Source organism: Sediminibacterium sp. TEGAF015 (assembly GCF_025997995.1).
Lineage (GTDB): Bacteria > Bacteroidota > Bacteroidia > Chitinophagales > Chitinophagaceae > Sediminibacterium.
In genome coordinates this window covers 1137833-1162746 of record NZ_AP026683.1, presented here as the reverse complement: position 1 = coordinate 1162746, position 24914 = coordinate 1137833, and the positions used below count along the sequence as shown (strand labels likewise).

The window sequence follows — 24914 nt, the reverse complement described above, 5'->3', positions numbered from 1 at the left end:
CCACTCCGTCAAAATTTGTCCACAAACCGCTGATTTATTGTTCAAATTAAATTTTTATGTGAGGGGAACATACATTATTTTGCTTTACAATTCAAACTAAAATAGCCAATATGAGAAGACTATTAGCCCCCTATTTCGGCCTGTCTTTCCTTGCGCTTTTATTGAGTATATCAGTAATGGCCCAACAGACAACCGTTTCAGGCAGTGTAAAAAATGGAAAGACCAAGGAACTCCTTTCTGCGGTTTCAATTTCAGTTAAAGGAGGTGCCGCTGGTACTTATACCGATGACAAAGGGAGTTTTAAATTCTCCACTGTTCAAAAATTACCTTTCACCCTTGTAATTTCTTCTGTAGGTTACGCCGCCAAAGAAGTTGTTGTAAAGGAAAACAATCAGGATATAGTTGTGGAGCTGGAAACAGCTTTTACACTGGGTGATGAGATTGTTGTATCTGCATCAAGAGTGCCTGAGCGTATTCTTGAATCTCCCGTTTCAATTGAAAGAATCGGACCTGCAGCCATCAGAAATGCACCTGCTGCTAACTATTATGACATGATTGCCACTTTAAAAGGGGTAGACGTTGTTTCTGCCAGTTTAACTTTTACCAGTGTAGGTACCCGTGGATTCAATAGTAGTGGTAATACAAGATTGAACCAGATTGTGGATGGTATGGATAACCAGGCACCTGGTTTGAATTTCTCTGTAGGTAATGTCATTGGTTTGACTGAACTTGATGTTGAAAACATGGAATTGTTACAAGGTGCATCTTCTGCATTGTACGGTCCTGGCGGTACCAATGGTACTTTGTTAATCAACAGTAAGAGTCCTTTCAAATATCAGGGTTTGAGTTTCCAGATTAAATCTGGTGTAAACCATATCGATAACAAACAACGTCCAAGATCTCCTTATTATGACTGGAGCGTTCGTTATGCAAAAAAAATCAATGATAAGTGGGCGTACAAAATGAACCTTCAGTTTGTACAAGCGCAAGACTGGTTAGCTAATAATGAAAGCAACTATTTGCGTTCACCATTATCTGCAAGCCCTAACGGAAACGTAGTTCCAGGTAACCGTTTAACAGACCCGAACTATGATGGTGTTAACTTATATGGTGATGAAACCAATGCTGATTTACGTTCTGCTTTTGCGGGTGTAATTGCTACCAATCCTTTTTTGGCTTTATTACCAGCAGGAACATTCCCTGGTATCGCAACTCCTACACCTATTCCTTCATCAGCCGTTTTAGGTTCTTTTGCTAACTCTCCTTTATTTGTTTCCAGAACTGGTTACAATGAAAATCAGGTGGTTAATCCAACAACGTTGAATGTTAAATTGAGTGGTGCATTACACTACAAAATCAATGACAAAATTGAAGCCATATTTGCTGGGTACTGGGGTATGGGTAATACCGTTTACACAGGTAGTGACCGTTACTCTTTGAAGGATTTAAAAATGGGTCAATATAAATTTGAATTGAAAGCCAAGAACTGGTATGTAAGAGCCTATACGACTCGTGAAAATTCCGGTGGTTCTTTCAACTCAACCATTGCTACCCGTTTATTTAACGAAGCATGGAAGCCAAGTGCTACGCAGTGGTTTCCTCAATTCGTAGGTGCTACAGTTGGTTCTGCTTCCAGCGGAGCTATTGGTACCTATATTGCTGCATTGGCTGGTGGGTATGCTGCCGGTTTAGGTGCAGGGCTTACACCTACAGCTGCATTGGCTGCTGCACAAACTTCAGCTCCGGGTGTAGTTGCTGCCAACAGAATGAATATTCTGAACGCTGCAAGAAGTGTTGCTGATCAGGGAAGACCAGGTGGTTTTATTGGTAATAATCCATTGTTCCAGCAAATTGCTAATACGCCAATTTCTCAGGGAGGTGGTTTATTTGTTGACAGAACTACTTTAAAGAGTCTGGAAGCGCAATACAACCTGTCTGATGACTTAGGTTTAACTGAAAAAGGAACAGATTTAATGATTGGTGGAAATATCCGTCAGTTTAGTCTGAATTCTCAGGGAACCTTATTTGCAGATACTGCTGGTAATATTAATATTACTGAGACTGGTGCATACTTACAGATTTCACAAAAAATGTTCGGAGATCGTTTAAAGATTACAGCTTCCGGACGTTACGATAAAAATACCAACTTCAAAGGCCGTTTCACTCCAAGAGTTTCTGCGGTTATCAAGTTGGCTCAGGATCATAACTTGCGTTTCTCTTACCAAACAGCTTATCGTTTCCCAACTACACAGAACCAGTGGATTAACCTACTTGTAGGTGGTGGCACTCGTTTGATGGGAGGTTTGCCTCAGTTGAGAGATTTCTACAATTTCAACGGAAATCCTGCTTATACTCTAGCGAGTGTTCAGGCATTCGGTGCAAGTGCTTTAGCTGGCGCACCTAATCCAGGATTATTGCAACAACAGCAGTTTGGCGAATTCAAGCCAGAGTCTACCACTTCATTTGAAGTTGGTTACAAGGGATTGATTGGAAAGCGCTTGTTGATTGATGTATATGCATACCAAGCACGTTACAAAGACTTCTTGAGTGGTGTTACTGTAATTCAGGCAAGAGCCGGATTACCTCCAAGCCCATTGAACCTTTTAAATGCGAATACCAGAATTGCTTACAGCATTTCTACCAACGCACCGGGTTCTGTTGATGTAAAAGGTTGGGGTGCTTCATTAGAGTATTTAATGCCTAAAAACTTCTCTGTAAACGCCAATTTATATTCTGATGTAATTGGCGAGCTTCCAGTAGGTTTTGTATCTTATTTCAATACGCCTAAATACCGCTTCAATGCAGGGTTTTCAAACAGCGGATTTGGAAAAGATGGTCGTTATGGCTTTAATATTACTTACAGATGGGTAGATTCCTTTAACTACGAAGGTACTTTCGCTGTAGGTCAGGTCCCTTCTTACAAAACTGTTGATGCAATGGTTAGCTATAAATTGCCAAGCATCAAGTCTTTAATTAAAGTAGGTGGAACCAATATCTTCAACAAATACTACTACAATGGATTTGGAAACGTACAGATCGGAGGTTTATACTATGTAAGCTTTGGCTGGAACGTATTCTAATAAAAGTTTAACAACAGATAAAAAACCCTTCCTGGTGAAAACTCAGGAGGGTTTTTTTGGTTTTGTATAGGTTTAAATTCTATTTTTGTGCACATTTTAAAATAAACCAACTATGCGTTCAATAGCATTTAGAGAAGCCCTGCGAGAAGCGATGAGTGAAGAAATGAGAAGAGATGAGAGAGTATTCTTAATGGGTGAAGAAGTAGCACAATATAACGGGGCATATAAAGTAAGTCAGGGTATGCTGGCTGAATTCGGTGATAAGCGTGTAATTGATACCCCTATTGCTGAGCTTGGATTTGCAGCTGTTGGTGTGGGTGCTGCACAAAATGGTTTGAGACCCATTGTTGAATTTATGACTTGGAACTTTGCAGTATTGGCAATGGACCAGATTTTGAATACTGCATCTAAAATGTTGGCAATGAGTGGCGGGCAAATTGGATGCCCCATTGTTTTCAGAGGACCTAATGGTAGCGCAGGTCAGTTGGGTGCACAACACTCAACTGCATTTGAAAGTTATTATGCAAATATCCCAGGATTAAAAGTAGTATCGCCTTCTAATGGGTATGATGCAAAGGGCTTACTAAAGCAGGCAATCCGATTTGAAGAAGATCCTGTGATGTTCATGGAAAGTGAAGTAATGTATGGTGATAAATCTGAAGTGCCTGATGAAGAATATTATATTCCATTGGGAAAAGCAGATGTGAAAAGACAAGGTACAGACGTAACTATCGTATCCTTCAACAAGATGATGAAAGTGGCATTGGGTGCTGCAGATGAGCTGGCAAAAGAAGGCATTAGTGCTGAAGTAATTGATTTAAGAACCATTAGGCCTTTAGATTGGATGACTATTTTGGAAAGCGTAAAAAAGACCAATAGATTGGTAATAGTAGAAGAGCAATGGCCATTTGCTTCCGTATCTTCAGAAATAAGTTACCGAATTCAAAAAGAAGGATTTGATTATCTTGATGCACCTATCAGAAGAATTACCAGTGCGGATGCTCCAATGCACTATGCGCCTAATTTAACTGCATTGGCTGTGCCAGATGTAACCAGAACGGTTAAACTGGTAAAAGAAGTAATGTATATGAAGAAATAAAAAAACATAAGCATAGATAGAGCCCGATTAATATCGGGCTTTATTGTTTGGTAGCTGTCTGTATGATGATGTTAAATAAAACAATTGTAGCAGGTTTTCTTTTTTTCTATTGTCAGTTCTCTCTGGCACAGGACTCTTCCCTTGCATCGGATAAGCCGTTGAAAGAGGTGATTGTTTCCGTATTCAACAGCAGGGTTAAATGGAAAGAAACCCCTGCAGCTGTTGCTGTCATTGTACAAAAAGATATTCAGGCTTTTTCTGCAGCATCTGTATTACCAGCATTGAATCGGGTACCTGGAGTAAGAATGGAAGAACGGTCACCCGGGAGCTATCGTTTATCAATCAGGGGCAGTTTGTTGCGTTCTCCATTTGGGATAAGAAATATTAAAGTGTACTGGAATCAGCTGCCCTTTTCAGATGCTACAGGAAATACCTATTTAAACCTAATTGACCTTACGCAGATAGATCAGATGGAAGTTGCAAAGGGGCCAGCCTCTAGTATGTATGGTTCCGGAACAGGAGGTGTTTTGCTGTTGAAACAAAGCGCTGCCTTTGTTGATAAGCCAGCATATAAAACCCGCATTGATATGGCAGCTGGCTCACTTGGATACAACCAGCAACAGATTGCCCAGCAATACAATAGCAAAAAATGGAGTTCTTCTCTGCATTTACATAGGTTGGTGCAGGGAGGCTACAGAGATCATTCTGCACTAAACCGGTCAGGAATCTTCTGGCAGAATACAATTCAAATAAAAAAACATCAAATTAAAACTGGCTTATTGTACACGGATTTGTTTTATCAGACCCCCGGTGGCATTACCGCTGCGCAGGTGTTAATCAATCCCAGATTGTCAAGACAGGCTACTCCCACTTTGCCGGGAGCTATTGAGCAGAATGCTTCTATTCGCAATAAAACAGTGTGGATTGGTTTACAAGATCAATTTCAGATTAATCAATTCCATTCCGTAAATACATTTATTGGGTATTCAAAAACAGATTTTGAAAATCCTTTTATTACCAATTATGAAAAAAGGAGAGAAATAAATCTGATGACGGGCCTGCAGTGGGTAGTAACCCCTTCGGGAAATCCTGAAATTTTCCAATGGGTAACAGGTGTTGAGTATATGGCCAATGAGGCAGGCATTAAAAACTATGCAAATAACAAAGGGGTTCCAGCCAATCTTTTTGCAGATGACAAAATATACAGTCAACAGGGTTTTATTTTTACGCAGATAAAATGGAAGCCTTTACAGAGGCTGATAATGCAAGGAGGAATAAGTATCAGTCAGCAGGACTTCCTTTTTAAGTCGATGCTAAGACCAGTCGCTCCATTTAATTACAGAAAAATAGCATCACCTGTAAGTCCACGATTTTCCTTTAACTATGCATTACTACCTCAACTAAATATTTATGGGGTAGTGTCAAGAGGATTTTCTGCCCCAACACTTGCAGAAATCAGACCATCTGACGGCCAGTTTTATCCTTTACTGAATGCCGAACAAGGCTGGAATTGGGAAGGTGGAATGAAAGGTTCTCTGTATGATGATAAGATTGTTTTTGATGTATCCTATTATCGCTTTAACCTAAAGGATGCCATTGTGCGAAGAGCAGATGCAGGAGGGAATGAGTATTTTGTAAATGCAGGTTCAACCAAACAAAACGGTGCAGAATTACATCTTAGGTATCTTCCTTTTCGGATGCTAAAGGGAAATTCTTTCAATCTGGAATTCATGGGTTCATACAGTTATCAGCCTTATCGCTTCAGCAACTTTCAGCAAGGCTCATTGCAACTAAATAATAATCCCTTAACTGGAGTGCCTGCAAGCATTTGGGTAACAGGAATTGATGTAAAAACAAAATCAGGATTGTCTTTTCAGGGAAATGCCAATTTCACAGGAAAAATTTCTTTAAATGATGCCGCTACTGTTTACGCAGATCCCTATCAGTTGGTGCAGATTAAGATTAGTCAACAATTTCAGAAAAGGAATACAGGTATCCAAATTTTTGCAGGTATTGACAATTTACTGAATCAGGTATATAGTCTGGGGAATGATATTAATGCCTTGGGGAATCGGTATTTTAATACTGCAGCTGGACGTAACTTTTATGCCGGATGCAGAATCAGTTTTCAATGATTAACTTCGTAAATAAACCAATAATATGGCTTCTATTTTAATTATAGATGATGAAAGAGCAATCCGAAATGTGCTGAAAGATATTTTGAATAACGAAGGGTATACAACAGCTGAAGCAAGTGATGGAGAAGCTGGATTAACTCAGTTTTCAGCCGGCAGTTTTGATCTGGTTTTGTGTGATATTAAAATGCCGAAAATAGACGGGATTGAGTTTCTGCAAAAAGCAAAAGAGATCAATCCTGATGTTCCTGTGATTATGATTAGTGGGCATGGGAATATTGAAACTGCCGTTGATGCAGTTAAAAAGGGGGCTTTTGATTTTATTTCCAAGCCTCCGGATCTGAACCGTTTACTAATTACCATTCGCAATGCCATGGATAAAAACTCCCTGGTAAAAGAGACAAAAGTGTTGCGTAAAAAAGTTTCTCGTATTCAGGAAATTATAGGGATTTCTGCTCCTGTTATCAAAATTAAGGACACTATTGATAAAGTAGCAGCAACGGATGCAAGGGTATTGGTAACCGGAGAAAACGGAAGTGGCAAGGAACTAGTTGCCAAATGGCTGCATGAGAAGAGTAACCGTTCTCAGGGGCCATTGGTAGAAGTAAACTGTGCTGCCATTCCATCAGAATTGATTGAAAGCGAATTGTTCGGTCATGAAAAAGGATCTTTTACATCTGCAGTGAAACAACGCATCGGCAAATTTGAGCAGGCGCACGGTGGCACTTTGTTTCTAGATGAAATAGGCGATATGAGTTTAAGCGCACAGGCAAAAGTGCTGCGTGCTTTGCAGGAAGGTAAAATTACCAGAGTGGGAGGAGATAAAGAAATTTCGGTGGACGTAAGGGTAGTGGCTGCAACCAACAAAGATTTAATGAAAGAAGTAGAAGCCAAAAACTTCAGACTCGATTTATATCACCGTCTTGGTGTTATTTTAATTCATGTACCTTCTTTGAATGAAAGAAGAGATGATATTCCTTTATTGGTACAGCATTTTTTAGAAGAAATTGCGAGTGAGTACGGACAGGCTCCCAAAGTAATTGCTTCCGGAGCCCTTGACTTGCTTAAAAAGCATAACTGGACTGGTAATATACGTGAATTGCGAAATGTAGTGGAAAGGTTAATTATTTTGTCCGGTAAAGAGATACAGGCAACCGATGTTAAAAGTTATATTTGAATTGGATACATTTGTTTATAATAAAAACACTATATGGGTATTGCGATTTTTTTAGTTGGATTGATTGGATGGCATGCAGGAATGTACGGTATGTTCAAAAAAGCAGGAATTACACCCTGGAAAGCACTTGTTCCATTCTACAACACTTGGGAAATAGTACGAGTTGCCCATATTAAGCGATTCTGGTTTTGGTTACAATTAATTCCAATAGCAGGTCAGTTTATTACCATTTGGATTACCATCATTTTTGTGATGAACTTTAAAAGAGTATCAGTGCCTGCACATGCGGCAGTTGTATTTTTCCCATTTATCTATTTTCCCTATCTGGGATTTTCAGAAAAAGAAAAATGGTATGGACCAGCTGCTTTACAACATTATCACAAGCCAGCATCTAGGGAGTGGATTGATGCCGGAGTGTTTGCGGTAGTGGCTGCTACCATTATCCGAACCTTTGTTTTTGAAGCATATGTAATTCCAACAGAGAGTATGGAAAAGAGTTTATTGGTGAACGACTTTCTGTTTGTGAGCAAAATGAGTTACGGTCCAAGAATTCCGCAAACACCGTTATCCTTTCCCTTTGTTCATAATATCATGCCTTTCAGTCTTACAACACCTTCTTATATTAAGGAAGTACAGCTTCCATACAAGCGTTTGCCGGCAACCAGCGCCATTAAAAGAAATGATGCGGTTGTGTTTAATTTCCCTGCGGGAGACACCATCATCAACTTGCCTGAATTCGGAAGTAAGGTTACGTATTATGAAGTATTAAGAAGTAGTCAGTTTAAAGGCAATAGAGAGGCATTGTTGGCGGAATATCCCATTCTGGTTCATCCAATGGACAAAACCGACAACTATATTAAAAGATGTGTAGCGATGCCCGGAGATATATTGGAAATCAAAAATGCAGATTTATTTGTTAACGGGAAGCCAGCAGATAATCCTGAAGGAGCTCAAACCGATTATATTGTAACAACTTCCGGCGCTGGGTTTTCTGATGAATTTCTTCAAGACGAAATTGGGATTGATCTGGAGAACAACAATGGAAATTTTTCTCCGGGTCCGGATAGTAAAACCTATATATTCAATATGACTGCAACTGAAGCAGAAAAAGTAAAAAAATATCCGGGAGTGGTTTCAGTTATAAAATACGTAGACACCAATGTTGGTCTGTTTTTCCCAAATGACGAAGCCAATTTTCCGTGGACGCTTGACAATTATGGTCCATTAACCATCCCGCAAAAGGGGAAAGCCATCGTTTTGTCTCCCAATAATATTGCCTTGTATCGCAGATTAATTACTGTATACGAACAGAATACACTGGAAGAGAAAAACGGCCAATTCATTATTAATGGACGGGCAACCAATCAATATATTCCTAAGTACAATTATTACTGGATGATGGGGGACAACAGACATAGAAGTCAGGATAGCCGTTTCTGGGGGTTTGTACCCGAAACCCATATTGTTGGCAAAGCTTCTCTCATTTGGTTCAGTTGGAACAAAGGGCCCAGATGGAACAGGATTTTTAAAGTCATTGAATAGCTTTCATGAAAGAAATACCATTTCAGTATCAGGTTTTTGAAAATGCAGCTGCCCTTTCTTCGGAAGACGCATCCCTCTTACTTCAGGCCAGGGCACTCACTGCTCATGCTTATGCGCCATACTCTCATTTTAATGTGGGGGCTATTGCAGTTTTGGATGATGGCAGCAGGGTTGAAGGAACCAATCAGGAGAATGCCAGTTATCCTGTAGGTATTTGTGCCGAGCGCGTATTATTATCCGCCATTTCTTCCTTTCACAGAAATAAAGCAATCAAAACAATTGCCATTAGCTATTATAACGAAAATGGGAAAAGCAATAATCCTGTTAGCCCATGTGGTATTTGCAGACAAAGTTTACTGGAGCAAACTTTGCGTCAACAACAACCCATACGGTTGATTTTAAGTGGTCAGGAAGGGGCTATTTATGTAATTGAAGACGCTTCATCTTTGTTGCCCCTGAGTTTTACCGCCAATGATATGCAATAGCATTATGCTGTAACCGGAACCCGGTGACTATCTTTCCTGAAGTAAATGCTGAGAAGCAAAGAAACTGTAAAATAAAAACCAATAATATAGGGCAATACAGGGTGAAGTTGCTCAATGCCGAACCAGCCATTGGTATTCCATATTAACCATCCCCCAATTAAAAATTTCAGTAACTCCCAGGCCCATGCATAGGGATTACCATCCATCAATTCGGTAAATGCATACACGAAAACATAGATGAACAACCCGTAATAAAAAATGCCGGGACTGCCAATTTGGGCAAGGTTTCCAAATAAATAGCTGATTATTAACAACAGGATAGCCAATTGCGCCCATACCCAAATGGTAAAGGATTTACCAGCACTGGTATCGTATTTTTCAAAATGATAAGGGTCTTCAATTTTATATATCGGATATTTATCGGCAACATCAGCAGGTCTCCATCCGGTTGGCATAAACCAGATTTTTAATTTATCAGACCAGTTACGTGCATGCCAGGCATCTTTTATGAGCAACCATAAGTGCATAAAATTGATCTTGATTGGGTTCCATGTTCTAACTGGTCGGGTAATGCCGTATACAGGTTTAACATTCGGTAACTCTTCCTGAAATGTGCCAAACCATTTGTCCCAGAAAATAAAAATCTGTCCATAGTTTTTATCCAGGTATTCCGGATTAATGGCATGATGTACCCTGTGATGAGAGGGCGTTACAATTATTTTTTCCAGCCAGCCCATGCGGTCAATATGTTGCGTATGGTACCAGAACTGAGCAAATAAATGCAAGGGGGCAACCACTGCAATTATCTGTGTGGGTACTCCTAATAATGCTGCAGGTAAAAGAAAGATGGTGAACAATCTTACAAATGTTGAAATACTTTGCCGTAGTGCACAAGCCAGATTAAAGTCTTCGCTGCTATGATGAATGATATGAGCATTCCAGAAAAAGTTGAACTCATGATCTATTCTATGCACTAGGTAACCTGTTAAATCCAGCGCAAAAAAAGCGATGATATAGAGCCATACCGACGATTCAATATGAATAATGGCCCAATGGGAAACCATCCAATTATAGCTAAGTACTGCAATGCTTAATCCAAGTACGTCTTTAGTAGAATTGGTGATGCCTGAAGTTAAACTTGATACCATATCCATAGTGCGGATGGTGTCATTCCCTTTATGAATTCCCCACCATTTTTCCAATAGAATTAACACTAAAAATGCTGGCATAGCAATGAGCAATATTTTTCCGTAAGTTTCCATAATAATTGTCTCAAAATTATACTCAAGTTAAATGAAAGTAGCGATAATCGGAGGTGGAATTATTGGATTGAGCAGTGCATGGTTTTTAAGTGAAGCGGGTCATGAAGTCACCGTTATTGACCGGACAGATATGCAGAATAATTGTTCTTATGGTAATGCAGGATATGTATGTCCCAGCCATTTTGTGCCACTGGCTACACCGGGTATTGTTCAGCAAGGTTTAAAATGGATGTGGAATCCGGAGAGTCCATTTTATGTGCAGCCAAGAGCAGATTGGTCACTGATTCAATGGGGCTGGAAGTTTATGCAAATGGCCAACGAAAAACAAGTGGAGGCAGCGGCTGCTCCTTTGAGGGATATTGCATTGCTTAGCAAGTACTGGTATGAACAATGGGATCGGTTACCTGATTTTTCTTTTGCGTATGAGCAAAAAGGTTTGTTGGAAATATTCAAGACAGAAAAAGGAAAAGAGAAATGTGCAGTACTTTGTAATAAAGCACAGGCGCTGGGTTTAACGGATACTGTTATGCTGGATAGTAAGCAGTTGCAGGAACTGGAATCACATACCCCGCTGGATGCTTTGGGCGCTTTGTATTTCAAATGTGATGCGCATTTATATCCCAATCAATTAATGCAACAACTGTTAAACCTGCTTCATTTAAAAGGAGTCCGCCTGATTAAAAATGAAGCAGTAACAGACTTTGAAACAGCAGGTAATAAAATCATCAGCGTAAAAACGGAAAAAGCAGCATATGCAACTGATGAAGTTGTACTGGCTTCCGGTTCCTGGAGTAGAGAGCTGGCGAAAAAGATGAATATGAACCTTTTGTTAATGCCCGGCAGAGGCTATTCAGTTACGCTGGAAAATTCGCCATACAGCATTAATCATCCCAGTGTATTGGTAGAAGGCAGAGTAGCATTAACGCCAATGGATGGCAATAAAATCAGATTTGGTGGAACAATGGAAATTACTTCAACCAATACACCACCAAGAATGAATCGTGTAAAAGGAATTCTTTCTGCTGTCCAATCTGTTTACACCGATTTTAAAATAGAAATGCCAGCTGAAGAGCAAATCTGGTACGGTTACAGACCTTGCTCAGCAGACGGTCTTCCTTATATCGGAAGAACCCGCAGATGGATAAATCTAACACTTGCAACCGGACATTCCATGATTGGATTGAGTTTGGGTGCAGGCACCGGAAAGCTCGTTAGCGAAATTATTAATGGGAATTCCCCAAGTATGGATATAAGTCCCTTCAGTCCTGACCGATTTGCTTAAAACATTTGTATTTTTACCCTCTATATGGATTGTAGCACGACGTATTTGCCATTTGAGAGTACCGGTTATTTTTCAAAGATTGTAGAAGACTATCTTCAACAACATGAAAATATCAGATCTTTTTATTTGCATGAGCCTAATTGGGCAGGAGTAGATTCCTCCATGCGTTCTAGAGATAAACATCCGGTAAATCGGGAAGTACTTGCAGGGGCACTGAAACAGCAATATGCTGGTCAGGAAAATGCGGAAGCTGTCTTGAAAAACATTGAGCTGCTATCCCATTCATCAACTTATACCATCACCACGGCTCACCAGCCTAACTTATTTACCGGCCCTTTGTATTTTATTTACAAAATTATTCATGTTATTAAGTTAGCAGAAAAACTATCAGCTAAATATCCTGATAAAAATTTTGTACCCGTTTTTTATATGGGAAGCGAGGATGCAGATTTGGACGAGCTAGGATTTGTCAACATTGATAATACCCGATGGAGTTGGGAAACAAAACAATCAGGTGCAGTAGGTAGGATGAATGTTGACAAGCCGTTGCTTGCTTTGATTGAATCTATTTCTGGTCAGATAGGGGTTTTGCCAAATGGAAATGAGTGGGTAGCGCTACTGCGTAAATGTTATGCCAATGGAAAGTCTATTCAGGAAGCTACATTGTCGCTGGTGCATGCTTTATTCGGGCATTATGGTTTAGTTGTTTTAATACCTGATAATCCGGTATTAAAAAAGTTATTTGTTCCGGTAATGGCCAAAGAACTGACAGCGCAATTCTCCCATAAAGAAGTAAATACAACCATTCAAAGTCTAGGTCAATTTTACAAAGTTCAGGCTGCAGGAAGACCTATCAATCTTTTTTATCTGATAGATGATAAAAGAGAGCGTATAGAAAAGGAAGGAGATTTGTATGCGGTATCCTCAATGGGGTTGCGTTTTACAGAGCAAGAAATCATGCAGGAGCTAGATGCTCATCCTGAACGGTTTAGTCCGAATGTAATTTTGCGAGGCGCTTTTCAGGAAACGATTTTACCCAATATTATTTTTGTGGGAGGGGGAGGAGAACTGGCGTATTGGCTGGAATTGAAAACTGTTTTTGAGAAAGCAGGTGTAGCATATCCTTTGCTTATGCTAAGAAATTCATTTTCTATTGCTTCAGCCAAGCTAACACAAAAGCAATTGAGTTTGCAACTTACCGACGCAGATTTATTTCTTCCGGAGCATCAGTTGATAAGTCAGTATGTGGAGAAACATTCCCAACATCAACTGAATCTGGATAAAGAAAAAGACACTTTGAAGGCGTACTACGAACAGTTGAGTACAATGGCAACGCAGATTGATGCCAGTCTGAAAGATCATGTGAGTGCATTGTCTCTGCAATCATTAAAAAAACTGGTTGAGCTGGAGAAAAAAATGAAGCGGGCAGAGAAGAGAAAATTTTCAATAGCAGCATATCAGATACAAACAATTAAAAACACTTTGTTTCCGGGTAACAGTTTACAGGAAAGACAGGAAAACATCGCTTCCTTTTATGCCCGATATGGCCGTGATGTTATTGATATGATTTATCAGGCATCAGGTGATATAAGCCCAGCATTCGGATTAATAAAAATCCAATCCTAAATGGATTGGATTCAAGTAAACTATTTCCAAAAAAATATTATCTGTTTCCACCAGGCTTTTTAACAGGAGGCGGTAAAACAAGTTTAGGTTTATCTGCCGCAGGTTTTGGGGTATTATTATTTGGCGTAACGGGTCCAGGTTTAGGGACTGTATTTGTAGGAATAGAAGGAACTGATTTTTTATTCTCAATAATGATATCAGACTCTGCACCTAACTCTTCGGGTTTTATGTTTTTGGGAATTTCATAATCTTCTGAAGTGCCAGCACCCATGTCTTCCCCTTCTCCACCTAATATCTGATTGGTTCCATTAATATAATCAATAATGATATCGTTGCTCATTACTTCTGGCTTAACGAAACTGAGTTTTGTGTCAATTCCACAGTTAGGATCTGCCGATGCTTTATTAAAAAAGTAAGCCCATATTGGCATTGCAGCTCTGCCACCTTCCCCATTTTTGCTGTTGAATCGTATGAAACGATCATCGCAACCAACCCATCCACCTGCTAAATACTGTGGCGTATATCCCATAAACCAGGCGTCACTGTTGTTGTTTGTGGTACCTGTTTTGCCAGCCATTTGTAATCCCGCTGGTAATCCATAACCCCAGATTCCGGCGCCAGTTCCATTGGTTAATACCCCCTGCATCATTTTAATTACAGAATAAGCTGTTACATCGTTGATGACTTCTTTCCGCTGAGGTGTAAAAGTGGCCAATACATTGCCATTGCGATCTTCAATTCTGGTTATGTACATAGGCTTAGCATTGAATCCTCTGCCGGGGAACATGCTGTACGCCTGCATCATTTCAATCAAAGAGATTTCACAGGCGCCCAATGCAATAGATGGATAAGGGTCTATCTTGGTTTTTAATTCACATTTTTCCAAAAACTCAACAAACCTTTTTGCACCATTATTGGCCGTATTGTCCAATTGCTTCATAATATAAGCCGAAGCACAGTTTCTGGATTTAGCCAGTGCAATGGCCATGGGTATTGTAGCTCCGGTACAGGTTTTTGAAGTAGCAGGTACCAATCCATATTGACCAAAGTTTTGTTGAACATCCTGCACAGGTGAGTTTGGATTTAATCCTGCTTCTTCAATAGCCAAGCTGTATAAAAGAGGCTTAATAGTACTGCCCACCTGTCTTTTGGTATTGATATTGGCATGATCGTATTTGAACGTTTTAAAATCAATTCCTCCCACCCATGCCTTTATTTGTCCGTTAAGCGGGTCCATTACCATAAAACCAGCCTGCAACATTTGTTTATGGTATTTGATGGAGTCGAAGGGAGTCATAACAGTATCTACTCCACGGTTGTTGTTCCATGCAAAAACACGCATGGGTACTTTTTCATGAAAGGTACGCAGGTTTTCTTCATCTGTTAAACCTTCCTTCTTTAAATTTTTCCAACGATCTGTTTGTTTGATGGCTTGTTCGAGAATCGGCTCAAATCCTTTCCAGATGCTTCCTGTACGAATATTCTCCTGTGTGTTGAAAAGCTTTTGCATGTAGCTCATATGCTTGGCTACCGCTTCTTCTGCATACAATTGCATACGAGGATTAATAGTCGTGTAAATCTTTAATCCATCACGGTATAAGTCGTACTGGTCTCCATTGTTCTTTGTATTTTCCTTACACCACTTTTTCATTTCTTCACCCAGAATCATTCTGAAATAGGGGCCAAGGCCTGTTGTTTCATCCAGTTTTTTATAGTTGAGCTCTATGGGTTGTCTCTTTAAAATCTCTGCCTGGTTAGGGTCGAGATAGTTATTTCTAACCATCTGATTCAATACGGTATTTCTTCTGTCCAATGATAATTTTGGATTGCGTCTGGGATTATATAGGGTTGCGCCTTTTAACATACCTATTAATACGGCAGCTTCTTCTACATTTACTCGATCGGGTTCTTTCTGAAAAAATGTTTTAGAAGCATTTCTGATACCATATACATTATCACTATATGCAACAGTATTTAAATAAAGGGTAATGATTTCTTCTTTGGTAAAGTTTCTTTCCAGTTTAATGGCTATAATGCCTTCCTTTATTTTTTGAAGGGCTCTTAAAATAAAATTTTTTGTACTCCAGTTTTCTGTGAAAAGGTTTTTAGCCGTTTGCATGGTAATGGTACTAGCGCCGCCTTCACTACCTAGATAAAAAATGGCTCTTCCCAAAGAACGTGCATCAATACCACTATGGTCATAAAAACGCTCATCTTCTGTAGCAATTAATGCTTCAATGATATGTTTGCTGATGTCTTTGTACTGAACATTTATTCTGTCTTCAATATAATATTTGCCCATTAAAGTGCCGTCTTCTGCATATACCTGAGAGGCCAGAGAAGCTGAAGGGTTTTCAATGTCATCAAGGTCAGGCATACTTCCTATCCAGCCAAAATTTAGCATGGCCAGTAATATGATTACAAATGCAAAGCCTCCAAAAAATATACGCCAGAATATACGAACCGGTTTACTCATTTCTCTATCAATATTTGAGGGGTAAAATTAATATTTATCAGGGAACAGATTTCGCAACATTTGCCAGTAAGTGTCTGTTTCCCCCTTTTTTAAAAGTAAATCCAGATTATACCTGCTTATAATAGCAAAACTAAATTTGGACGCTTCCAGCCAGGGCGTTACTCTAGAGGTTGCCAATGGCCTGTTTTTATCCGTATAAGTACTTGCTTCTGCGGCATTGGGGAAGGGTCCCATGATTAACAGTTGTTCGGATTCATTTACCCTGATTACGCTGATGGGTAATTTTTGGTTATAATACCTCTCCTGGTTAAAACGATTCCAGGCATTTCGGGCTTCACTAACAAATACCGGATCTACCTTATACATGGCTATAACAACGAATTGAGAATCCGAAGCATTAAACTGGTAAGTTGCCGGAGCAATGGCTCTTTCTACCGGGGCTGCTTTAATAGCAGTATTTGCAGGTACTGCAGCTGGCACGGTAACTTTTACTGGTTCTTTAATTGCAACAGGTAGTTCCTCCGCCTTTGTGCTATTCAGGTCTATTTTTTTATCAGGAATTTCAATAGGTCTTTCAATGGAAAGCTGGGAAAGATAGTTTTCAATTTCTTTTCTTCTGCTGATTACATCCAAAAATGTTTTGGCTTTTTCTGCCAAAGGATGTTCTTTAAACATACTGACAAGATTATTCAGTTTGTTTTTTGCAATACTATCTTCTTGTTTTTTTAAATAGTAAAGGGATTCTATATAAAGTAACTGTGGAGTCCAGTAAGAGCTTCCTAGTTGCTTGTCTGCATTTTGCTTTTTAAGCAATGCTTTTTCAAATTCGCCACTGATAAACTGATTGTAAATGTCTTGGTATAAGGCAACTGCAGGATCCGTTTTCTCTTTTCCCTGGTTTAGTAAAACCTTATTATTCTTCCCGTTAGGGTAAAAAGACTGTAGCAATCTTTTTACGGAGTCTGCTTTTTCAATCTGACTTGTTTTTTTGTAAGCATTTTGTAATTGAAACCATACATCTTCTAATTCGGCACTTTCAGAGAATCTTTTCGACAATAGTTCATAAGTCTCAATTGCGGCTACTGCATCATTCAGCTCGTACTGAAAAATGTTTGCATTTTTTAATAAGGATGCTGTTACAATATTGTTAGAGGTCAATAGTTTTTCTGGTGTTATCGGAAGGCTATCCTGCAGGGATGAAAAACTTAGCACAGGTGCAGCCGCTGCTGTGCTCTTATTGTTTTTTTCTTCAGTATCAATACTCGCCACACTAAAGTTTCTGTCTACAGCAGACTGACGTCTCCAGTTATCAATATTGGGTCTGTTGCCCCATTTTGCTTTAAAGTCGGAAAGACCTTTTGTTTTTAAGGAATTATTGGTGAAATAAAATCCTCCGGATCCTGTATTGCCAAATAAATCAGTAGTAGCGATTATGTTCCCCCCAAATCCGACTTCTGCATCACTTTCCTTTATTCCTCGTTCTTTTCTCAGTTTTTTTAATAAGTTATTGATATATGCGTCCCTTTCTGCTGTAGGCAAGGCTGCAATTCTTTGCAAACTATCTTCTCTGTTCACTGCTAAAAAACCTTTTGCAATTTTTTGTAAAGGAATTTTAATATTGCCCGATTTGAGTACTTCTTTTTCACTGAGCAGTTGTGCGTTCACGCTGTCCATTGCTGCAGAAGCTCCAATGTAATTTTTTTGCAAATAAAGTGCTTCAGATAAAAGGTAAAAAGATCTTGCCTTTTGCTCGGCATTTTTTTCATTGAATGCGATGCTTTTGTTGAGGTAACCACTTGCCTGTTGATAATTTTTCTGGGACATTGCCAATTCTGCCGCAGCATAGTATATCAGATCTCTGAATGCCTGATACTTCTCTCTTTTTGCCATCGAAAGCAATTGGCTAAGATGATAATTAACTGCGTCTTTTTTTCCGTCTGCAGATAATGCTGCAATATTTAAACGTGCATACACATCTAAAAACGGATCAATGGTTTGTTTGATTGCTTTTTCGAACCATACAATAGCCATTGAGTCTTTATTGGCCATACTATAAAGCTGTGCGGCTAAATATTCCCATCTGGCAGTTTCCTGGTTATTGGTAGCATTGGATAGTGCTTTTGTTAAATGAAAAGCAGCACTATCGTATTTTCTTTCCTTATAAAGTAAATAGGCATATTGTTCATGCCATGCTGTTTTTAGTCTTTCAGGGAAGAACTTATCTGCTGCCAGAATTTGTAAAAGCGATTCAGCTTCTTCCATTTTTTCCTGTTCAATAAAATTTCTGGCCTGTAAAAGAAAACTTTCGTTTCTGGCAGGAGCAGGTGAAGATATTTTCTTCCAGAAAGAACGTTTCTCATCTGTACTAATAGAGAATGCGCCACTCTTGCTACTTACATTACTTCCAATTGGAAGGTCGTATCCATCTTCTTTGGCAGCAAAAGCATAATTGATGTAATTAAAAACATAGGTTGCAGAGTCAAAGTCTCTGCGATGTAAATAGGCATTTCCCAATAACAGATAAAACTGATCTACCCAATCACTTCTAAGATCATGTAAAAGAATGCCTGCTGTGCATTTATATATAATGCTATCAATCTGACCCTTAGAAGTTTCATTCAGGGAATAATTGTAAAAAGGCAATAGTTCCCTGTAATTTTCTTTGTGTTGCAACTTAGCGTTGCTGATAATATCATTTAATTTATTGGAGGCATTAAAATAATAATTGTAATGGCTTACGGTATTATTATATAGCCTTTTGGGTATTGTAAATTTCTTATTGCCAGTTTTTTCTGAAGTTAATACCCTGTTCTGGTATTTTTCTTGTTTGGGAATTTCAACTGAGGTATTTGGTTGCGCACCAATAAGTGAACAACTGAATAGTAAAATACCTGTCAGGATCCAGTTATGTCTAAATTTCCAGTTATGCATAAAATCCCTTAAAAATACAGTTATTTCTCTAGCATACCCATATAAAACCATACCAATCCGTACCTTTAACCCAGTTTTTACAGTATGGATAAAATAAATACAGGAAGTACTTTTAAAAGGTTGCGTAATACCTATCGCCTGGTAATCATGAATGATGATACTTATGAGGAAATGATTGCATTCAGGTTATCCAGATTAAGCGTTTACATTGGTTTGAGTACCGTTTTTGTGTTATTGATAGGCCTTACCATTGCCCTGATTGCGTTCTCGCCTTTAAAGTACTATATCCCAGGTTACGGAACCAAGGAAAGCCGAACTGCCTTGCAATTATTAAAAATCAGGACAGATTCACTGGAGAATGAAATCAAATACAAGGAACAATACCTGGAAGGAATCAAAAAAGTATTGGCGGGAGATAAGCCTACAACCCTGGATACATTACCGTTAAAACTCCCTAAAGTAGAAGCATCAAATGATTAATTAATTTTTATGTCTCAATTGTTATTCAAGCCATTTCGCCCAATAGTCTATTTATTTGTGTTGATTAATTTGCTTTGTGTTTTTCTTGCTTTTTTTTTCAAAGCAGAGGAAATTAATCCCTGGGTAGTGGCTTCGGCCAATCTTTTATTGTTTGCAATCAGTATGTTTAGTTTACAGCAGCAATTAAAACAATCTAAAAATACCAATCCACATGCTATGGTTAGAGCAGTCATGAGTACTGTAGTGCTAAAACTGTTTGTGTTGGGATCTGCCGCCATTGTGTATCTGTACAATGCCGGAGAAAATAAAAGTGTAAATGCTATCTTTTTAGGAATGGCATTGTACATCATGTACACATGGATGGAAGTAAAACTTTCCTTGAAGATTAATCAGAATAATAAAGATGGCGGCAACTGAACATCCGCTGAAAGACCTTGCTGAGTTCTTGCCTGAAGGCAGTTTTGATTTTGTAGTACAATATCTTTACCAGTATAAAGTACACTTAACTGTTGCAAGAAGCCGCAAAACCGTTCTAGGAGATTACCGTCATGCCTTTCGTGGAAATAACCACCGGATTAGTGTTAACGGGAATCTGAATAAGTATGAGTTCCTGATTACTTTACTTCATGAATTGGCCCATCTTTTAACCTTTGAGCAGTTTAAGAACACTGTTCCTGCTCACGGAAAGGAGTGGAAGCGCCTGTATAGTCAGTTGCTGGTGCATTTTGTGCAGTTAAAAGTTTTTCCGGATGATATTGTAAAAGCCCTTGAAAAGTCGATTATTTCTCCGGCAGCTACAGCCAATGGAGAGACGGAGTTACTAAAAGTACTTCGAAAGTATAATCCTCATATTCCAGAAGGAGTTTGTTTGCTTTGTGATGTTCCTGTTGGTACGGTTTTTATGATTTCAAACGGGAAAATTTTTAAGAAAGGGGATCTTCGAAGAAAAAGATTCGTTTGCACAGAAATAAAGACAGGACTGTTATATACGATAAGTGCCATTACTGAAATTAAGCCCATCATCAATAGGCAAGGACAATAAAAAAGCCATAGAAGATAATCTTCCATGGCTTTGATGGTATTATTTTATTTAATTAGGCTACGGCCTGTTTTACTAGTGCAGCAGCTTCGCTTAACTGAATGGCAGACTGTACTTTTAATCCGCTTTCATCAATTAATTTTTTAGCTTCAACAGCATTGGTTCCCTGCAATCTTACAATAATTGGGATATTGATATTTCCCAACTTATTATAGGCTTCAATCACTCCTGCAGCCACACGATCACATCTTACGATGCCACCAAAGATATTGATCAGGATCGCTTTTACATTTGGATCTTTCATGATGATTCTGAAACCAGCTTCAACTGTCTGTGCATTAGCGGTACCACCTACATCCAGGAAGTTAGCAGGTTCACCACCACTTAGTTTAATCATATCCATGGTTGCCATTGCTAAACCTGCACCATTTACCATACATCCTACGTTACCGTCTAGTTTAACAAAGTTCAGGTTGTACTGACCAGCTTCAACTTCAGTTGGATCTTCTTCAGTTACATCTCTTAAGGCAGCAACATCTGCATGACGCATTAGTGCGTTGTCATCAATGTTCATTTTACAGTCAACTGCAATGATTTTCTCATCGCTGGTCTTAAACAATGGGTTAATTTCTAACATGCCACAATCCAGACCAACATATGCATTATAAAGGTTGGTCACAAACTTTACACAGCTTTTAAAGGCTTCTCCGCTTAAACCAAGATTGAAAGCAATTTTTCTTGCCTGGAAACCTTGCAAGCCACCGCCAGGGTGAACCCACTCTTTAAAAATCTTATCCGGTGTATTGTGAGCCACTTCTTCAATATCCATTCCACCCTCTGTACTGTACATAACTACATTCATTCCTTTTGCACGGTCTAATAAAATAGACAAGTAGAATTCCTTTACAGGATTCGGGCCAGGATAGTACACGTCCTGAGCAACCAATATTTTATTTACTTTTTTTCCCGCTTCGCCGGTTTGGATGGTAACCAATGTGCCTCCAAGAATATTTTTTGCGATATTGGTTACATCTTCAGCGCTTTTTGCTACGGCAACCCCTCTTTGTTCGGTTCCCACAATTTTCCCTTTTCCGCGACCACCAGCATGAATCTGGGCTTTCACTACTGCGAAATTATTTCCGGTCTGGGTTTTAATTTGACGGTAAGCTTCCTCTGCGGCCATCACCGTATCTACTGCAATACCTTCCTGCACGGGAACTTGGTATTTTTTGAGTAATTCTTTTGCCTGGTACTCATGAAGATTCATATGGAACAATTTTTGCGAAGATAAGATAATCCAACATGCAGATTTTAAACCTTTTAAAAAATTTGTTGTTGTAACATTAAATTTCACTAATTTTGAAACATTAAACAAAATCAACATGAAAAAAATTGCATTAGCGCTGTTAGGTACAGCTTTTTTAGCGGGTATTTATTCATTTACTACAGTGAATAAAACAATGGATGTAGTTACTTACAAAGTGGAAGCTGGTAAAAGCCGAGTTGACTGGGTTGGCTCTAAGAAAAATGATTTTCATACCGGATATTTTACTGTAAAGAGCGGAGCAGTTCAGGTGAATAATGGCAAAGTAACCGGCGGTGAGTTTGTAATTGATTTGGCAAATTTAAAAGTAACTGACGGTGCAGGCGCAAAGTTGGAAGGTCACTTAAAAACTGGTGATTTCTTTGATGTAGCTAAGTACGGTGAAGCTACTTACAAAATCAGCAATGTAACCTATGCTGATGAGAACAACGCAACCATCAGCGGAACTTTAAATTTAAAAGGTGCAAGTTTACCAGTTAGTTTCAATGCTGCTATCAGAAGTGCTGATGAAAAGGGATTGTTTGCTGAAGCATTCTTCTCTATGGACAGAACTTTATTTGGTATTAATTACGGAATAGGAAATATTGCTAAAGATGTACAGGTAGCGGTACACTTATTTGCTACTAAATAAACGCATTTCCCCCCACGTGTAAAAGATTATGTGAAAAACCCGGATCAGTCTGATCCGGGTTTTTGTTTTTGTTTTTGTAACTGTCTTGATAGTTCTTAGAAAAGTTATAAATATCTTTCTTCGATAATTTGTTTATGATGCAGCAGGTGTCCGAAAATAATAAAGGCAATTGCATTAGCCGTTACAGGATGATTGCTGGCATTTCCGATATGCTGTAGTTGTGTTTCATCTAATGATTTCAGCAATAAATCAGTAGATTTTCTTAAAGATTTAAATTCTTCTTTTAGTTCAACAAAGGATCTTTTGTTGGCATCAGCAGAGGTTGCATATTGGTTTTCGTCGAAACCTGGTAACGGAGTCTTGTCATTCCTTGCTACCCGCAATAGACGATACTGCATAATTCTTTCCGTATCAATAATGTGCTGAAGCATGTCTTTTAAAGTCCATTTATCAGCTGCATAACTGTATGTTGCTTTTTCTTCCGGTAAATTCAAAAAGAAATAAGTTAAAGGGTGAGACAGGGTATTCACCAATTCGGGAATAGTATCCTGCTCTACTTTCTGAATATAGCCGCTAAAGTAGGAGGGATAATCTCCTGGTAAAGGTTTAGCCATTTTATTTTTTTGAAGCGTTAGCGTTTTTTACAGCAATAACAGGTTTGTATTCCAATGCTGTTTTTACAGCATTATATGCGTTTGCAATACCTCCTGTTTTTGACAAATACTCAAAAGGAACTTTTTCCATTTCTGATCCTGGTTTAATGCAGGCAATGGAAGCGTCTGGTTTAATGACAGATTGTTCTATGATGCTTTTAATTTCGGTAGCTGTGAGTTGTGGAAAATAGGACTTTAAAATTGCTGCAATACCGGTAACAATTGGTGTTGCCATACTAGTACCCTTTAAATTTCCATAGTTATTTCCTCCGGGTGTGGTTGAATAAATTTTAACGCCGGGTGCAAATAAATCTACCTGTGTTTTTCCGTAACTACTGAAATCTGCAGCTATACTTGGTCCTATGCTTAAGTCGCTGCTGGCTCCTACAGTAATATAGTTCTTCGCAAATGTTTTCCAGGGAGTCAGCCATGGGTTAGGAAAGTTTTCTACGGAATCAATATTTTCTGCATCGTTACCGGAAGCATGAATAAGTAAAACATCTCTTTGTTCTGCATACCTGATAGCACTGTCGACCCATGGTTTTTCTGGAGAGAAGGATTTGCCAAAACTCATGTTGATGATTTTAGCGCCATTGTCTACTGCATACCTGATTGCCAATGCAACATCTTTATCGTATTCGTCACCATCCGGGACTATTCGCAAAGTCATTAGTTTAACCTGGTCTGCAACTCCATCAACTCCGATATTGTTGTTTCTTTTTGCCGCAATTATACCAGATACATGTGTCCCGTGTGTAGGACCTGGCCCCATCACATCATTGTTCCCGTAAAAACGATCATTGAAGTCAAAATAATTATCGCCAACAATTTCTGCTCTGTAGTTATGAGGCGCCACTTCTCTGGATTCAAAAGCCGCTTTTTTTCCTTCAATATATTCATCCAGCTCTTTCAGTGCAAGTGTATTTTTCTCTTCGGGATCCATTTGCAGCATTTTCATTACTGTTAAGAATCCCAGTTTGGCGTCTTTACCGGATTTAGTGATTGGTTCAAATTTTTCCAACTTTTCACAGCTATATTCATCTACCCCCATTTCCAGCCTTAAAACCTTATCGTGTCTTCTCAGTGCTTTTGCTGTTACTTCTATAAACATTAGTTCAGTCATTTCTTCCTGACTGAAATTCAATTCTCCAGCGGCTTTTAGCCACATTTTGTAATTCAGTTTTTGCTGAGGGGCTAATTGCGAAGTATCAATGGACTTCCCCAAAAACTGATCTTTCCATCTATGGTATACACGTGCTCTTTCGTCACCTGCCTTTTTAAGACTTTTGCCATTTTTCCCCCCTAAAAAATTCCATCCAAATACATCATCAATGTAGCCGTTTTTATCATCATCAATACCATTGCCAGGAATCTCTTTGGGATTCTTCCACAGTATTTCTTTCAGGTCTTCATGTGTAGTGTCAACACCAGAGTCAAGTACAGCTACAATTACTGTCTGTGATTTTTTATTTTTTTGCTGCAATAAATCATAGGCTTTTTTTAAGCTGATTCCATGCAACTGATTGGTTTCTAAATCCATCAGATGCCAGCCTTTGGGAGTCTCCGTTTGAGCAATTGAAGAATAGGTAAAACCCATTCCTATTAGAATGGCAAGCACATTTCCGCGAATCATGTAATGTCAATTTTCTCTTCGTACAAATTTGCGTAATACTACGGATTTTTTTCAGCTTC

Annotated in this window: 18 protein-coding genes; 12 read left to right on the top strand and 6 right to left on the bottom strand. The window is 38.9% G+C overall.

Features of this window, described 5'->3' with window-relative positions; all coding sequences use genetic code 11:
* Positions 1-110: 110 nt before the first annotated feature.
* The 6 genes from TEGAF0_RS05190 to TEGAF0_RS05165 all read left to right on the top strand — a co-directional run bounded on the left by TEGAF0_RS05190 (position 111) and on the right by TEGAF0_RS05165 (position 9518).
* The gene (locus TEGAF0_RS05190) at positions 111-3080 is read left to right on the top strand and encodes a TonB-dependent receptor domain-containing protein (protein WP_264900632.1); all 2970 of its coding nucleotides are present in this window, start codon (positions 111-113) and stop codon (positions 3078-3080) included.
* Positions 3081-3192: 112 nt separating this feature from the next.
* Positions 3193-4179: a pyruvate dehydrogenase complex E1 component subunit beta gene (locus TEGAF0_RS05185; protein WP_264900630.1), complete on the top strand. Its 987-nt coding sequence runs from the start codon at positions 3193-3195 to the stop codon at positions 4177-4179.
* A gap of 62 nt (positions 4180-4241) precedes the next feature.
* Positions 4242-6314, top strand: a complete 2073-nt coding sequence (locus TEGAF0_RS05180) for a TonB-dependent receptor (protein ID WP_264900629.1) — start codon at positions 4242-4244, stop codon at positions 6312-6314.
* 25 nt (positions 6315-6339) lie between these two features.
* Positions 6340-7491 (top strand): sigma-54-dependent transcriptional regulator, encoded by a 1152-nt coding sequence (locus TEGAF0_RS05175; protein ID WP_264900628.1) that lies wholly within the window; start codon positions 6340-6342, stop codon positions 7489-7491.
* A gap of 33 nt (positions 7492-7524) precedes the next feature.
* Positions 7525-9033, top strand: a complete 1509-nt coding sequence (lepB, locus tag TEGAF0_RS05170) for a signal peptidase I (RefSeq protein WP_264900626.1) — start codon at positions 7525-7527, stop codon at positions 9031-9033.
* Between the two features lie 5 nt (positions 9034-9038).
* Positions 9039-9518, top strand: a complete 480-nt coding sequence (locus TEGAF0_RS05165; protein WP_264900624.1) for a cytidine deaminase — start codon at positions 9039-9041, stop codon at positions 9516-9518.
* A gap of 2 nt (positions 9519-9520) precedes the next feature.
* Here the strand turns inward: TEGAF0_RS05165 and TEGAF0_RS05160 are convergent, their stop codons facing one another.
* The gene (locus TEGAF0_RS05160; RefSeq protein ID WP_264900622.1) at positions 9521-10780 is read right to left on the bottom strand and encodes a sterol desaturase family protein; all 1260 of its coding nucleotides are present in this window, start codon (positions 10778-10780) and stop codon (positions 9521-9523) included.
* A 31-nt stretch (positions 10781-10811) separates the two neighbouring features.
* Here TEGAF0_RS05160 and TEGAF0_RS05155 point away from each other — a divergent pair, with 31 nt between their 5' ends.
* Together TEGAF0_RS05155 and bshC are read left to right on the top strand one after the other, a co-directional pair.
* Positions 10812-12062: an NAD(P)/FAD-dependent oxidoreductase gene (locus tag TEGAF0_RS05155; protein ID WP_264900621.1), complete on the top strand. Its 1251-nt coding sequence runs from the start codon at positions 10812-10814 to the stop codon at positions 12060-12062.
* 24 nt (positions 12063-12086) lie between these two features.
* Positions 12087-13688, top strand: a complete 1602-nt coding sequence (bshC, locus tag TEGAF0_RS05150; RefSeq protein ID WP_264900619.1) for a bacillithiol biosynthesis cysteine-adding enzyme BshC — start codon at positions 12087-12089, stop codon at positions 13686-13688.
* 37 nt (positions 13689-13725) lie between these two features.
* On the opposite strand, the gene TEGAF0_RS05145 is transcribed toward bshC, so the two are convergent.
* The gene (locus TEGAF0_RS05145; RefSeq protein ID WP_264900617.1) at positions 13726-16164 is read right to left on the bottom strand and encodes a transglycosylase domain-containing protein; all 2439 of its coding nucleotides are present in this window, start codon (positions 16162-16164) and stop codon (positions 13726-13728) included.
* A 27-nt stretch (positions 16165-16191) separates the two neighbouring features.
* Positions 16192-19095, bottom strand: a complete 2904-nt coding sequence (porW, locus tag TEGAF0_RS05140; protein WP_264900615.1) for a type IX secretion system periplasmic lipoprotein PorW/SprE — start codon at positions 19093-19095, stop codon at positions 16192-16194.
* Positions 19096-19179: 84 nt separating this feature from the next.
* On the opposite strand from porW, the gene TEGAF0_RS05135 reads away from it, so the two are divergent.
* The 3 genes from TEGAF0_RS05135 to TEGAF0_RS05125 are packed head-to-tail and all read left to right on the top strand — an operon-like array spanning position 19180 to position 20617.
* Positions 19180-19575, top strand: coding sequence for a hypothetical protein (locus TEGAF0_RS05135; RefSeq protein ID WP_264900613.1), 396 nt, complete (start codon positions 19180-19182; stop codon positions 19573-19575).
* A gap of 9 nt (positions 19576-19584) precedes the next feature.
* Positions 19585-19992 (top strand): hypothetical protein, encoded by a 408-nt coding sequence (locus TEGAF0_RS05130; RefSeq protein ID WP_264900611.1) that lies wholly within the window; start codon positions 19585-19587, stop codon positions 19990-19992.
* Entirely contained in the window at positions 19979-20617 is a 639-nt protein-coding gene (locus TEGAF0_RS05125) for a SprT-like domain-containing protein (protein WP_264900609.1), read from the top strand. The genes TEGAF0_RS05130 and TEGAF0_RS05125 overlap by 14 nt, the downstream gene beginning before the upstream one ends.
* 52 nt (positions 20618-20669) lie before the next feature.
* Here the strand turns inward: TEGAF0_RS05125 and sucC are convergent, their stop codons facing one another.
* Positions 20670-21881 carry an ADP-forming succinate--CoA ligase subunit beta gene (gene sucC, locus TEGAF0_RS05120; protein ID WP_264900607.1) on the bottom strand — a complete coding sequence of 404 codons (1212 nt, stop codon included), beginning with the start codon at positions 21879-21881 and terminating at the stop codon, positions 20670-20672.
* A 115-nt stretch (positions 21882-21996) separates the two neighbouring features.
* On the opposite strand from sucC, the gene TEGAF0_RS05115 reads away from it, so the two are divergent.
* Positions 21997-22569, top strand: a complete 573-nt coding sequence (locus TEGAF0_RS05115) for a YceI family protein (protein ID WP_264900605.1) — start codon at positions 21997-21999, stop codon at positions 22567-22569.
* A 104-nt stretch (positions 22570-22673) separates the two neighbouring features.
* Here TEGAF0_RS05115 and TEGAF0_RS05110 read toward each other — a convergent pair whose 3' ends face one another.
* Both TEGAF0_RS05110 and TEGAF0_RS05105 read right to left on the bottom strand, forming a co-directional pair.
* Positions 22674-23183, bottom strand: a complete 510-nt coding sequence (locus TEGAF0_RS05110) for a DinB family protein (protein ID WP_264900603.1) — start codon at positions 23181-23183, stop codon at positions 22674-22676.
* A gap of 1 nt (position 23184) precedes the next feature.
* On the bottom strand, positions 23185-24855 hold the full coding sequence (locus tag TEGAF0_RS05105; protein WP_264900601.1) for a S8 family peptidase: 1671 nt from the start codon (positions 24853-24855) through the stop codon (positions 23185-23187).
* Positions 24856-24914 lie beyond the last annotated feature (59 nt).